Annotated in this window: 15 protein-coding genes; 7 read left to right on the top strand and 8 right to left on the bottom strand. The window is 74.5% G+C overall.

Translation table 11 applies throughout. From position 1 onward, the window contains the following. Positions 1-191: 191 nt before the first annotated feature. From ACIQTO_RS02400 to ACIQTO_RS02390, 3 genes are all read left to right on the top strand, one after another. Positions 192-905: a hypothetical protein gene (locus tag ACIQTO_RS02400; protein WP_402381758.1), complete on the top strand. Its 714-nt coding sequence runs from the start codon at positions 192-194 to the stop codon at positions 903-905. A 161-nt stretch (positions 906-1,066) separates the two neighbouring features. Next, the gene (locus ACIQTO_RS02395) at positions 1,067-1,828 is read left to right on the top strand and encodes a VC0807 family protein (RefSeq protein ID WP_402381756.1); all 762 of its coding nucleotides are present in this window, start codon (positions 1,067-1,069) and stop codon (positions 1,826-1,828) included. Positions 1,829-2,004: 176 nt separating this feature from the next. Then, the gene (locus tag ACIQTO_RS02390; RefSeq protein ID WP_402381753.1) at positions 2,005-2,766 is read left to right on the top strand and encodes a tyrosine-protein phosphatase; all 762 of its coding nucleotides are present in this window, start codon (positions 2,005-2,007) and stop codon (positions 2,764-2,766) included. Positions 2,767-2,892: 126 nt separating this feature from the next. Here the strand turns inward: ACIQTO_RS02390 and ACIQTO_RS02385 are convergent, their stop codons facing one another. Next, positions 2,893-3,465, bottom strand: a complete 573-nt coding sequence (locus ACIQTO_RS02385; protein ID WP_402381750.1) for a GNAT family N-acetyltransferase — start codon at positions 3,463-3,465, stop codon at positions 2,893-2,895. A gap of 44 nt (positions 3,466-3,509) precedes the next feature. Here ACIQTO_RS02385 and ACIQTO_RS02380 point away from each other — a divergent pair, with 44 nt between their 5' ends. The 3 genes from ACIQTO_RS02380 (at position 3,510) to ACIQTO_RS02370 (ending at position 5,587) form a co-directional block, all read left to right on the top strand. Beyond that, the gene (locus tag ACIQTO_RS02380) at positions 3,510-3,956 is read left to right on the top strand and encodes a GNAT family N-acetyltransferase (protein WP_402381748.1); all 447 of its coding nucleotides are present in this window, start codon (positions 3,510-3,512) and stop codon (positions 3,954-3,956) included. Between the two features lie 87 nt (positions 3,957-4,043). Then, complete coding sequence (locus ACIQTO_RS02375) at positions 4,044-4,751, top strand: class I SAM-dependent DNA methyltransferase (RefSeq protein WP_402381746.1); 708 nt, start codon at positions 4,044-4,046, stop codon at positions 4,749-4,751. Positions 4,752-4,837: 86 nt separating this feature from the next. Beyond that, positions 4,838-5,587, top strand: a complete 750-nt coding sequence (locus ACIQTO_RS02370) for a Clp protease N-terminal domain-containing protein (RefSeq protein ID WP_402381743.1) — start codon at positions 4,838-4,840, stop codon at positions 5,585-5,587. Between the two features lie 42 nt (positions 5,588-5,629). Here the strand turns inward: ACIQTO_RS02370 and ACIQTO_RS02365 are convergent, their stop codons facing one another. Together ACIQTO_RS02365 and ACIQTO_RS02360 are read right to left on the bottom strand one after the other, a co-directional pair. Continuing rightward, positions 5,630-6,121, bottom strand: coding sequence for an NUDIX domain-containing protein (locus ACIQTO_RS02365; protein WP_402381740.1), 492 nt, complete (start codon positions 6,119-6,121; stop codon positions 5,630-5,632). A 142-nt stretch (positions 6,122-6,263) separates the two neighbouring features. Beyond that, the gene (locus ACIQTO_RS02360) at positions 6,264-6,701 is read right to left on the bottom strand and encodes an SRPBCC domain-containing protein (protein WP_402381738.1); all 438 of its coding nucleotides are present in this window, start codon (positions 6,699-6,701) and stop codon (positions 6,264-6,266) included. Positions 6,702-6,873: 172 nt separating this feature from the next. Between ACIQTO_RS02360 and ACIQTO_RS02355 the strand changes: the two genes are divergently transcribed. Continuing rightward, positions 6,874-7,227, top strand: coding sequence for an STAS domain-containing protein (locus tag ACIQTO_RS02355; protein WP_402381735.1), 354 nt, complete (start codon positions 6,874-6,876; stop codon positions 7,225-7,227). On the opposite strand, the gene ACIQTO_RS02350 is transcribed toward ACIQTO_RS02355, so the two are convergent. The 5 genes from ACIQTO_RS02350 to ACIQTO_RS02330 all read right to left on the bottom strand — a co-directional run bounded on the left by ACIQTO_RS02350 (position 7,138) and on the right by ACIQTO_RS02330 (position 11,270). Continuing rightward, a complete protein-coding gene (locus ACIQTO_RS02350; protein ID WP_402381733.1) occupies positions 7,138-8,112 on the bottom strand; it encodes a sigma-70 family RNA polymerase sigma factor in 975 nt (324 codons plus the stop codon). The two genes, ACIQTO_RS02355 and ACIQTO_RS02350, sit on opposite strands and share 90 nt — an antisense overlap. A gap of 67 nt (positions 8,113-8,179) precedes the next feature. Beyond that, positions 8,180-9,421 carry a serine hydrolase domain-containing protein gene (locus ACIQTO_RS02345; protein ID WP_402381731.1) on the bottom strand — a complete coding sequence of 414 codons (1,242 nt, stop codon included), beginning with the start codon at positions 9,419-9,421 and terminating at the stop codon, positions 8,180-8,182. 203 nt (positions 9,422-9,624) lie between these two features. Continuing rightward, complete coding sequence (locus ACIQTO_RS02340) at positions 9,625-9,897, bottom strand: hypothetical protein (protein WP_402381728.1); 273 nt, start codon at positions 9,895-9,897, stop codon at positions 9,625-9,627. 166 nt (positions 9,898-10,063) lie between these two features. Next, complete coding sequence (locus tag ACIQTO_RS02335; protein ID WP_380576599.1) at positions 10,064-10,330, bottom strand: UBP-type zinc finger domain-containing protein; 267 nt, start codon at positions 10,328-10,330, stop codon at positions 10,064-10,066. Positions 10,331-10,427: 97 nt separating this feature from the next. Beyond that, positions 10,428-11,270 (bottom strand): helix-turn-helix transcriptional regulator, encoded by an 843-nt coding sequence (locus tag ACIQTO_RS02330; protein ID WP_402381725.1) that lies wholly within the window; start codon positions 11,268-11,270, stop codon positions 10,428-10,430. Between the last annotated feature and the right edge of the window lie 42 nt (positions 11,271-11,312).

Here is an 11,312-nt window from a genome sequence, read left to right as displayed (position 1 = left end):
GCCCGGCCGGGTCCGTGCCGGCCGGGCCCCACCCCGCCCACGGCTCCGCCCGGCCCTGCCCGCGCCCACCCCGGCGCGCCGTGCCCCGCCGGCGGACCGCCGGCCGCCGCTGCCGCGTCCGGACCGGCCACCACGACCCGCAGGGCGCCACCCGCGCCCCGGTCACGACCCCGACAAGGGATGAGAACGCGATGACGACTGCCCACGAGCTCTACGCGAAGGGCCTGCGCGACCACCTCGCGCCCGCGCTGCGCGCCCTGGGCCTGCTCGGGTGGCGCCGGACGTTCAGCCTCCCCGACGAGACCCACTGGGCCCTGCTCGGCCTGGTCGAGCAGGGCGGACCGGCCGGGCCCACCGCCGACGGCCCGGTCCGCTACACCTTCGACCTCTCCCTCGTCCGCAAGACGGACTGGGCGCTCGCCGCCTTCCCCGGCCCGCGCCCCGACCCGCGCGCCGTCTACGGCATCGAGATCTGGCGGGCCCGGATCGGCGAGGTGCTGCCCGTCGGCGAGGACGTCTGGTGGGAGGTGCTGCCCGGCCCGCGCTGGCGGGTCACCCTGGACGACTCGGTCGCCGCCGTCCGCCACTACGGCCTGCCCGAACTGCTGCGCCGGGTCGACCGGGACCGTGGCGGCACCGGTGAGACCTATCTCGGCCCCGCCGAGCTGGAACAGGTCAACGCCGTCCTGCTGGCCGCCTCGGTGGCCCGGATCCAGCGCGCCGAGCTGGTCGACAAGGAGCTCGTCCTGACCGGCGCCTGGACCAGGGCGGACGCGGTCGCGCGGACCGTCCTCCAGGGCGTCGCGCACGGGTTCCTCTCCGCCGGGGACGAGCGCTTCGGCGCGGTGCGCTGCCTGGACACCCTCGGCCGCGCGCTGTGGACCGTCGACCCGTCGACCGAATGAACACGCAGGTCAGCGGCGCTGTCATGGTGCGCGCCGTGACACCTGTCATGCCGTTCCGGCAACGGACGACACTGCTCTGACGGAGGGTCGGCTCGGGAGACTGGAGGCACGACGCGGGCACCGGCCCGCGGGTCGACCACCACTCCGGGGAGCAACCCACCATGAGCCAGTCCCTCACCACCGCCTCCACCACCGCCACGGGGAACGCCACCACGGCGCACGCCCCCACGGGGAACGCCACCGGGGAGGCCGCCGGCACGAAGGCCCCGAACCCGCTGGCCGCCACGCTCCGCCCGCTCGCCCTGGACGTCGCCGCCCCACTGGCCGGCTACTACCTGCTGCACTCCGCGTTCGGGATGAGCGAGTTCGCCGCCCTCGCCTGGAGCGGTGTCATCCCGGCCGGCCGGACGGTCGTCGGGCTGGTCCGCGAGCGGAAGCTCAACCTGTGGGCCTCGATGATGCTCGGCGTGAACCTGATCGGCCTGGCGCTCACCACCGTGACCGGCGACGCCCGGCTGATGCTCGCCAAGGACGGCGCCCTCAGCGGCAGCATCGCCCTGGCGATCCTGGCCTCCACGGTGCTCGGCCGGCCGATGATGTCCCCGATGCTGATGCCCTTCCTGACCAAGGGCGACCAGGCCCGCTCCGCCGCCTGGCAGCGGCTGGCCGACGGCCGGGCGGCCCGCTCGCGCTCCTTCCGCCGCTACGAGCGGCTGTTCTCGGGCATCTGGGGCACCGCCCTGCTGGCCGAGTGCGTCGCCCGGGTGGTCGGCGCCTTCACCCTGCCGGTGTCGACCATGGCCTGGCTGTCCACCGTGTTCCTGATCGGCGCGATCGGCGCCGGCTCGGTGCTCGGCCACCGCGCCGCCGACCCGATGGAGAAGCTGGTCCGCGCCGAGGCCGCCGAGCCGACCCGCCGCTGAAGCCCCCCACCACAGGCACCACAGGCACCACACGCACCACTGGCACCACTGGCCGAAACCGCACCACCCGACTCCCTGCTGACGTCCGGTCGCACAGCCGAGGAACCATCGGGCCGGCCCCGGAGTCCTCATATAACGAGGGGGTAACGGGCCCCCGGCGAGAAACGGGGAGTCTGATGAGCCGGACGCACGCGCTGACCACCACCGAGGACCGCACCCTGGTCTGGGACGGCTGCCTCAACGTCCGCGACCTCGGAGGCCTGCGCACCGGCGACGGCACCCGCACCGCCCACCGCGCCGTCGTCCGCGCCGACAACCTCGACCGCCTCACCGCCGAGGGCTGGGACACCCTCCTCGACCACGGCATACGCACCGTCGTCGACCTGCGCAACATCGAGGAGTACCGGCCGCTCCTCCCGCTCCCCGACGACGTCGAGCTGGTCCGCGTTCCGCTGGACGAACTCGCCGGCCCCGCCTGGTGGGAGACGTACGGACAACTGGACGGCACCCCGCTCGCGCTCCGCCCCTACCTCGACCACTGCCCGCGCGCCGCCGCCGAACTGGTCGCCACCGTGGCGGGCGCCCGGCCCGGCGGGCTGGTCGTGCACTGCGGCGCCGGCCGTGACCGCACCGGCCTCGCCGCCCTGCTGCTGCTCGCCCTCGCGGGCGTCGAGCCGTCCGAGATCGTCGCCGACTACCTGCTCAGCACGGCCAACGTCCGCCCGCTGTACGGCATGCTCGGCCTGCCGGACCAGTACCGCCGGATCGACGCGGTGCTCGCCGAGGCCGGCACCACCGCCGAGGCCGCCCTGCACGCCACCCTGGACGGCTTCGACCCGGCCGGCTACCTGCTCGCCGCCGGTGTCGACCCGGCGGACCTCGCCGCCGTCCGCGCCCGGCTGCTGGGGCCCCGACCGGGCGACGCCACCCGGCCCTGACCACCCGCCGGGCCCGCGCGCCCACCGGGTCCGCGCCCGCCGAATCGTGAACGGACCGACCAGGCCACGACCGGACCGGCCGGCACGACACGACACGACCGAACGGGCCGCGACCGGACCGACCGGCTACCAGAGCCGGTCGATCTCGCCGGGATGCAGGGCGATCCGGCTCCCCGGGAAGTCCGTGCGATGCCGACGGCCGTGCTCGGTGAAGAACCCGGCCATCGTCACCTTGTCGAACCCCTCCTGGTCACTGGGGAAGGGCAGTTCAGGTGTCCCGCCGACCAGCACCGCACCCGGCAGCAGCTCCCAGCCGGCACCCTCGTAGAAGTGCTGGAGCACGCGGTCGCAGGTGAACAGGCCGAGGTCCGCGCCGCCCTCCGCGACGACGGCGCGGGCCGCCGTCACCAGCCGCCGCCCGTACCCGCGGCCGCGCCGCACCCGGTCGGTCACCACGGCACTCAGCCCGCACGCCGCGTACGTCCGCCCCGCATGGTCCAGCCGCTTGGACAGCAGGTCGAGCGCCGCGACCACCCGGCCGTCGTCCAGCAGCAGCATCGACACCGGGCGCAGCACCGGATCGTGCACCGGCGCGGTGGAGGGCGCCGGCGGACCGGGCCAGGCCTGCTCCTGCAACTCGGCCACCTGGAGCTTGAGTTCGCCCGGCACCGCGGTCTCCGGCAGCGTGACTATCCGCATGTCCCTCCCAGGGCCGCCTCCGCCGGGTCCGGCAGACTCCGGGCGTGATCTTCCGAACCGCGACCCGCCAGGACCTGCCCGCCGTCATCGCGCTGCTCACCGACGAGGACGGGGTGACCGACCCCGCCACCGTCCAGATCGACGAAGCCTACGCCCGCGCCTTCGCCGCCGTGGACGCCGACGCCCGCAACGAGGTGCTGGTACTCGACGAGGGCGACGGCACCGTGCTCGGCTGCCTGCAGCTCACCCACATCCCCGGTCTCGGCCGGCACGGCGCGGAGCGCGCGCTGATCGAGGCCGTCCGGGTGCGCGCGGACCGCCGGGGCGCCGGCCTGGGGCGCGAGCTGCTCACCCTGGCCGTCGGGCGGGCCCGCGGGCGCGGCCGCACCCTGGTCCAACTCACCAGCGACAAGCGCCGCACCGGGGCGCACCGGTTCTACGCCTCGCTCGGTTTCGCGCGCAGCCACGACGGGTTCAAGCTGTCGCTCTGAGACCGCCGGGGCGGCCCGGCGCACCCGGCCCGGCGGCGCGCGATTAATCGTTCGCGACCGCCCGAGCCCGGCGGAGATACTCGCGCCATGGTGCACTTCTCCGACTTCGACACGCGCAACTATCCGACCGTGGACGTCCGTACGGGCTACGCACAATGGGTGGAGACCTACGAGACGACGGTCGAGGACGCCATGGACCTCGCCGTGCTGGACCGGCTGACCGCCCCCGCCTGGGCGGAGGTGACCCGCGCGGCCGACCTCGGCTGCGGCACCGGCCGCACGGGCGCCTGGCTACGCGGAAAGGCCGCCGCCGGACTGGTCCTGGACGGCGTGGACCTCACCCCCGAGATGCTGGCGGTCGCCGAGGGCAAGGCTGTCCACGACAGCCTCACCCGGGCCGACGTGGCCGCCACCGGACTGCCCGGCGGCGGCTACGACCTGGTGATCTCCTCGCTGATCGACGAGCACCTGGCCGACCTCGGCCCGCTCTACCGGGAGGCCTTCCGGCTGGCCCGACCGGGCGGGCGCTGCGTCCTGGTCGGCCTGCACCCGTACTTCATCATGGCGGCCGGCATGCCGACCCACTTCACCAGCGCGGCCGGGGAGGACATCGCCATCACCACCCACGTCCACCTGGTCTCCGACCACCTGAGCGCCGGACTGGCGGCCGGCTGGCGGCTGGTCGAGATGGCCGAGGCGGTGGTGGACGACGCCTGGATCGCCCTGAAGCCCAAGTGGGAGAAGTACCGCAGCCACCCGGTCTCGGCCGCGTACGTCTGGGAGAAGACCGCCTGAGGGCCCGCACGGCCCCCGGGGGCGCAACTCGCACCATCGTCAACCGATGGTTGACGACTCTCGGGTCGACAACCTACGGTTGACGCATGGAGAATCCCGTCGTTCCCAAGACCACTCCCATGCGCCTCGACGACCTGATCGACGCGATCAAAAAGGTCCACACCGACGCGCTCGACCAGCTCTCCGACGCGGTGATCGCCGCCGACGCCCTCGGCGAGCTGGCCGACCACCTCATCGGCCACTTCGTCGACCAGGCCCGCCGCTCCGGCGCGTCCTGGACCGACATCGGCCGCAGCATGGGCGTCAGCAAGCAGGCCGCCCAGAAGCGCTTCGTCCCCAAGGACCCGGGCGCGCCCACCGACCTCGACCCGAGCCAGGGCTTCAGCCGCTTCACCGAACGGGCCCGGCACGTCGTGATGGCCTCCCAGGAGGAGGCCCGCACGGCCGGCAACGCCGAGATCGGCGCCGTGCACCTCCTGCTCGGCCTGCTCGTCGAGCCGGAGGGCCTGGCCGTCAAGGCGCTGGCCGCCCAGGGCATCGCCCCGCAGGCCGTCCGGGACGCCTCGGCCGCCGCGCTGCCGGCCGCCGTCGAGGAGGTGCCCGGGCTGATCCCCTACGACACCGAGGGCAAGAAGGTGCTGGAGCTGACCTTCCGGGAGGCGCTCAAGCTGGGCCACAACTACGTCGGCACCGAGCACATCCTGCTGGCGCTGCTGGAGCAGGCGAACGACACCGGCCCGCTGGCCGACCTCGGCGTGGACAAGACCGAGGTCGAGACCTTCACCTCGGAGGCCGTGGCGGCCTTCATCGCAGCGAGTGCCGCCACACCGGAGTGAGCCCGCACGCCGTGGGCCCCGGCCCCCGGGGCCCACGACCGCTCAGAAGCCGGACACGTGGGTGGAGATGATCCGCACCCGCCCGTCGGCGGCCGCCTCCAGCGCCGCCCGGAGCCGCGACGAACGGGCCGGGCCGAGGAGTTCGAGCGCCTCCTGGTCGGTCGCCCAGCGGTGGTCGTCCAGCTCGCCGGCCGGGAGGACCACGGGGGTGTCGTCCGGGACGGTGCCGAAGTCGAACAGGAAGTGCTCGGCCGGGTGGTCGAGTTCGGCGGAGGGGTGGGTCCAGGAGACGGCGAGCAGCTCGCCGGCCCGGCGCACGAGCCCGGTCTCCTCGGTCAGCTCCCGCTCGGCACACTCGACCGGGCCCTCACCGAGATCGATCGTGCCGCCCGGGAACTGCCAGTGCTCCCGGTACCCGGCCTTCACGATCAGGATCCGGCCGGACTCGTCCCGCAGCACACAACCGGCGGCGGCGTAGACCCGCGGCAGGGACGCCAGCCAGTCCTCGCGTGACTTCAACGGCTCAGCCGACACAACGGGCCTCCTACGGCTCGGGGATCTCCGCACCCACTCTGCCACCACCCCGGATCCCGGGCCCCGCCCCCGGCCGCACCACCTGCCCCGGGCCCCGCCCGACGAGCGGCGCGGGTGAGGCCCGGGGGCAGCGGGCGGGCGGTCAGGCCTGGGCCAGCAGGTGCTCGACCAGGCGGTCGAAGCTGGAGTTGAGGCCCGCCTCCGCCTCCGGACCGCAGTACATCGCGGGCACGTCGGTCTGGTGCAGGACGGCCTCGGTCCGGCCGTCGCCGAGGTCCGTCAGGGTCAGCGTGGAGCGCAGCCCGACGCTGTCCTCCTTGAAGGCCAGCAGCTCGCCCGGCCGGATGTCGGTGATCTCGCCCGACACCGGGTAGCGGTCCCCGGTGGCCTCGATGACCATCGTGCTGTCGTAGCGCCCGCCGACCTTCGGCTCGATGGTCACGGTGTCCAGCGGGACGTGGGTGCCGACCGGGCCCCAGAAGCGGACGAACTGCTCGGGCTCGGTGTACGCCCGGAAGACGACCGCCGGGGCGGCGGGCAGCTCGCGGGTGATGGTCAGCTCGCCGAGGTTCTCGGTCATGGTGTGTCCTCCGTGCTCGCGGTGCGGTGCGTTTGCCTGACAGAGGGGTAGACCGGGGCCGGCCGCGAAACTCATCGCTCCACCGGGAAGTTTTCGAGAATCTTTTCGGGGCGCCCGCGGAGAACTTCGCCGCGGGCCGATGAGCCGGGGCCGCCGAACCGGTCTGCCCTGTATGAACACCGACCTGAACACCGGCTTGAACACCCCACCGGGCCCCCAGCCGGACACCCCTCGGGGTCCGACCACCGGCCCGCCGCTGACCTGCGACGTCCGCGCCCTCACCAGCCCCGACCTGGCCGTCGTCGACGCCCTCGCCCGGCTGCGGCTCGCCGCCGGGCGCCACGGCGTACGGGTCGTCCTGACGAACGCGAGCAGCCCCCTGCGGGAGCTGCTCGCGTTCACCGGCCTGGCCGGCGTGCTGCCGGTCGAGGGGGCGCTACCCGTCCAGCCGGGGCGGGAGGCCGAACAGCGGGAAGAGGGTGTCGGTGTCCAGGAAGTTGGTGAGACCGGTGATCCGGCCCGCTGACACCTCCAGCACGATCAGCGCCCACGGCTCGTGCCCGCCCGCCGGGCTCGGCCGGTACTGCCCGAAGGCCGGGCTGCCGTTGGCCTCCACCGGGACGAGCCGCGAGCCCCGGCAGCCGTGGCCCGGGCCGAGCATCCATTCGCGGATGTCGGCGTGCCCGGTCAGCCACAGCGCGAACGGCGGCATGTTGAGCGTGACGTCCTCGTGCAGCAACGCGGCCAGCCCGTCCATGTCGTACGCCTCGAAGGCGGTGACGTAGCGGGCCAGCAGCGCACGGTGGTCGTCGTCCAGCGCGGGCGCCGGGCGGGTGGCCGAGGCGTCCGCCGCGAGCACCGCCCGGGCCCGCTGGAGCGCGCTGTTGACGGAGGCGACGGTGACCCCGAGCAGTTCGGCGACCTCGGCCGCCTTCCAGCCCAGCACCTCCCGCAGGACGAGCACCGCCCGCTGCCGGGGCGCGAGCCGCTGCAGCATCGCCACGAAGGCCAGCCGCACGGACTCGCGCTGGGCGGCCACCTCGGCCGGGTCCCCCGTCTCGGGCAGGATCCGGCCGTCCGGCGCCGGCCCGATCCACGTCACCTCGGGCAACTGCGCGTCGGTGGCGGTGGCCACCGTGGACGGCCCCGCCAGGTCCATCGGGCGGGCCCGGCCGTTGCGGCCGTTCAGCGCGTCCAGGCAGACGTTGGTGGCGATCCGGTACAGCCAGGAGCGCAGCGCGGCCCGGCCCTCGAAGCCCCGGTGGCCGCGCCAGGCGCGGACCATCGTCTCCTGCACCGCGTCCTCGGCCTCGAAGACCGAGCCGAGCATCCGGTAGCAGTAACCGGTCAGTTCCGTCCGGTACCGCTCCAGCTGGAGCTCGACCGGCTCGTCCGTCATCAGGTCGGCCATCGCGCGCCCCCGTGTCCTCGGATCACCAATGATCACCAGGAACGTACCGCAGGGCACTGACAGCCGGTCATCCGCTCGTGGGGTACGCCTGGCCCGAGCCGAAGGAGGTGGTCACGATCTGCCACACCTTCGGGAACTCCGCGCCGGAGATGCCGGTCGGGTTGACCGAGTAGACCACCTTGCGGCTGAGGTCCTTGGTCGCGAAGAAACCACTGGTGTAGCCGGGCCGGGAGCCGGTCTTGCCCCAGACCTGGGTGCCGTTGGGCAGGGTGGCGCTCATCAGGCCCTTGCTGAAGCAGGCGTGGCCGGCGGTCGGGCCGACCTCGCAGTTCTTGTTGCGGTGGTTGGGCACGTCCGGCACGTCGAACAGCTCGGCCTGCTGGGCGGGCGGCAGCAGCCGGCCGCGCAGCAGCGCCGTCATGAAGCGGTCCAGGTCGGCGGCGGAGGAGATCATGCCGCCCTCCGCCCACGGCCAGGGGCTCTGCTCGGTCACGTCCACCCGCCGCCGGACGCCGTCCGGGCCGGTGACGTCCAGCGAGGCCGGCGCGTGCGGGCCCGGCAGGGCGAGGTCGTCGCGGTCCGGGACGACGGTGTCGCGCAGGCCGAGCGGACGGGCGATCCTGGTCCGCACCTCCCGGGCGAAGGACCGGCCGGTGACCTTCTCGACCAGCATCCCGGCGACGAGGGTGTTGACGCCGTTGTACTGCTGCGCGGTGCCCGGCGCGAAGCCCATCGGCTGCGTGACGGCGTCCGCCACCACCTGGGCGGGCGTCCAGGAGTCGGCCTTGTGCGCGACGAACCAGCTCTCCGTGCCGTCCCCGGAGGTCAGACCGCCACCCATCGGCAGACCGCTGGTGTGGTCGAGCAACTGACCGACGGTGACCGGCGGGTAGGACGCCGGCAGCAGCCCCGGCAGGTACTGCTGGACGGTGCCGTCCAGGTCGATCCGCCGCTCGGCGGCGAGCTGGAGGACGACGGTGGCGGTGAACACCTTGGAGATGCTGCCGATCCGGAACCGGGCGTCGGCCGGCACCCCGGCCCCCGCCGTCCCGGACCACTGGCCGCCCCGGCCGCCGACCCGGACCAGCGCGCCGGTGATGCCCTCGTTCGGCAGGTCCGCGAGCGTCCGCGCCAGCGCCTCCCCGTCCGGCGGACCGGCCTGCCGGACGGCGGCGGCGGCCGAACCAGCGCCGCCCGCCGGGCGGTCGGCCGCCAGGGCCGGCGTCGTCGCGGCCGCGACACCGGCCACCAGCAGGGCGCCGGAAACGGCGATGGTGCTCCAACGGCGTTCGCGTACGGGGGTCTTCATCGGTTCGCTCTCCAACTGTGGCTCGTCCGGCGGGTGACGCCCTGTCCGGAACCGAGTCTGTGGGAGCCGGGCGCACCGGCCATCCGGGACCGTCCCCCACCGGCCCCGGAGTCGACCCCGAGAAACCCCCGGGCCGCTCCCGGGCACACGTCAGGGGGCGGGCGCCGGGACCGGCGCCCGCCCCCTGACGAAGGGCGACCCCCTCAGTGCGCGGAGTGCTTCTCCGCGCCCCGGTGGCGGTGTCCCTTGAGTTCGGCGTGCATCGCGGGGGCGGCGTGCACGGACGCCGTCGCGGCGCCCTGCCCGCCGTGCCGGAACACCCCGCCGGAGCCGGACCCGGCAGCGGCGGCGGGTGGGGCGTGGGTGCCGAGCCTCGGGGCGAGTGGCTTGGGGCTCATCGCCATGCCCCGGCGCTCCAGCAGCTCCTGGGTGCCCCGGCGGAGCTTGTCGGTACTGCCCGGTGTGCGCTTGGTCATCGTCGACCTCCCTTCGGCGGTCACCGGCCGGGCACGGGGCGTCGGCCGGGAGGACCGTACGGGCGTTATGTCCGCAATTCGACAGGATTACACCTGCCCGCGGCCGGAGACGCCGGGTCGCGACGGCTACTCCGGGGCCGCGCGGAGCCGATCCTCCGGGGGGCGTTCAGCCCATCACCTCGTGGACGAAGCACCAGCGCCAGTCCTCCCCCGGCTCGTACGAGCGGATCACCGGGTGGGAACTGTTGTGGAAGTGCGCGGTGGCGTGCTTCCGCGGCGAGAAGTCGCAACAGCCGATATGACCGCAGTCCAGGCAGAGCCGCAGGTGCACCCAGTCCCGGCGGCCCTCGGCCAGGCAGTCGGCGCAGCCGTCGGTGGGCGGCAGGGGGGCGATCTCCTGGGGTGCCGCGGTGAGGTCTTCGCACGCGCTCATGCACGCAGAGTAGTGACGGCCGCCCCGGCCGGACGCCCAAGACACGCCCGGGCACCCCGGCCCGGGGCCCCGGCACCCCGGCCCGGGGCGCGGGGGCTCACTCCGCGGCGACCGGCTCCCCCGAGGTCGTCCAGCTCGCCAGCATCGCGAGCTTCTGCGCGGTCGGCGAGCCCGGCGGGGCGGTGTAGGTGACCAGCATCTGCTCGGCGCAGCCGTTGACGCCCAGGGTCTCGTAGCCGAAGTCGAGTTCGCCGACCAGCGGATGGCGGATCAGCTTGACCCCGTGGGTCTTCTGCCGCACCGGGTGGTCCGCCCAGAGCCGGCGGAACTCCTCGCTGCGCACCGACAGTTCACCCACCAGCGCGGCCAGCTCGGCGTCCTCGGGGTGCCGGCCGGCGTCCAGCCGCAGATAGGCCACCGTCTCGGCCGCGACCGCTTCCCACCGCGGGTAGAACGCGCGCGCCGCCGGATCGAGGAAGGTGTGCCGGGCGGCGTTGCGCAGCTCCGGCGGGGCGGCGGAGAAGCCCTGCACCGCGTCGCCGAGGGCGTTCCAGGCGAGCACGTCCATCCGGCGCCCGAGCACGAAGGCCGGCACCCCGGTCATCAGGTCCAGCAGCAGCCGGGTGCCCTCCCGGATCGGCCGCCCGCCGCGCGACGCGGCGGCCGCGCCCGGCGGGCGGGCCAGCACGCGCAGGTGCGCGGCCTCCACCTCGTCCAGCCGCAGCACCCGGGCCACCGCGGCCAGCACCGTGTCGGAGGCGCTGCTGCCCCGGCCCTGCTCCAGCCTGATGTAGTAGTCGACGCTGACCCCGGCGAGCTGCGCGACCTCCTCCCGGCGCAGGCCCTGCACCCGGCGGCGGCCGTACGAGGGCAGGCCCACCTCCTCGGGCCGGATCCGGGCCCGGCGCGAGCGGAGGAAGTCCCCGACGGTGTTCTCCATCCCCGCAGCGTAGCCCCGGCCCCGCCGCCCGAGGGTGGTACC

It is taken from the genome of Kitasatospora sp. NPDC091207, from assembly GCF_044768625.1.
GTDB lineage: Bacteria > Actinomycetota > Actinomycetes > Streptomycetales > Streptomycetaceae > Kitasatospora.
The sequence above is the reverse complement of the archived record's forward strand: the minus strand, read 5'-3'. Positions and strand labels throughout refer to the sequence as shown.

Coding starts and splice junctions, on each gene's coding strand:
- ACIQTO_RS02400 (WP_402381758.1), top strand. CDS start 192: ATGACGACTGCCCACGAGCTCTACGCGAAGGGCCTGCGCGACCACCTC.
- ACIQTO_RS02395 (WP_402381756.1), top strand. CDS start 1,067: ATGAGCCAGTCCCTCACCACCGCCTCCACCACCGCCACGGGGAACGCC.
- ACIQTO_RS02390 (WP_402381753.1), top strand. CDS start 2,005: ATGAGCCGGACGCACGCGCTGACCACCACCGAGGACCGCACCCTGGTC.
- ACIQTO_RS02385 (WP_402381750.1), bottom strand. CDS start 3,465: ATGCGGATAGTCACGCTGCCGGAGACCGCGGTGCCGGGCGAACTCAAG.
- ACIQTO_RS02375 (WP_402381746.1), top strand. CDS start 4,044: ATGGTGCACTTCTCCGACTTCGACACGCGCAACTATCCGACCGTGGAC.
- ACIQTO_RS02370 (WP_402381743.1), top strand. CDS start 4,838: ATGGAGAATCCCGTCGTTCCCAAGACCACTCCCATGCGCCTCGACGAC.
- ACIQTO_RS02360 (WP_402381738.1), bottom strand. CDS start 6,701: ATGACCGAGAACCTCGGCGAGCTGACCATCACCCGCGAGCTGCCCGCC.
- ACIQTO_RS02355 (WP_402381735.1), top strand. CDS start 6,874: ATGAACACCGACCTGAACACCGGCTTGAACACCCCACCGGGCCCCCAG.
- ACIQTO_RS02350 (WP_402381733.1), bottom strand. CDS start 8,112: ATGGCCGACCTGATGACGGACGAGCCGGTCGAGCTCCAGCTGGAGCGG.
- ACIQTO_RS02345 (WP_402381731.1), bottom strand. CDS start 9,421: ATGAAGACCCCCGTACGCGAACGCCGTTGGAGCACCATCGCCGTTTCC.
- ACIQTO_RS02340 (WP_402381728.1), bottom strand. CDS start 9,897: ATGACCAAGCGCACACCGGGCAGTACCGACAAGCTCCGCCGGGGCACC.
- ACIQTO_RS02335 (WP_380576599.1), bottom strand. CDS start 10,330: ATGAGCGCGTGCGAAGACCTCACCGCGGCACCCCAGGAGATCGCCCCC.
- ACIQTO_RS02330 (WP_402381725.1), bottom strand. CDS start 11,270: ATGGAGAACACCGTCGGGGACTTCCTCCGCTCGCGCCGGGCCCGGATC.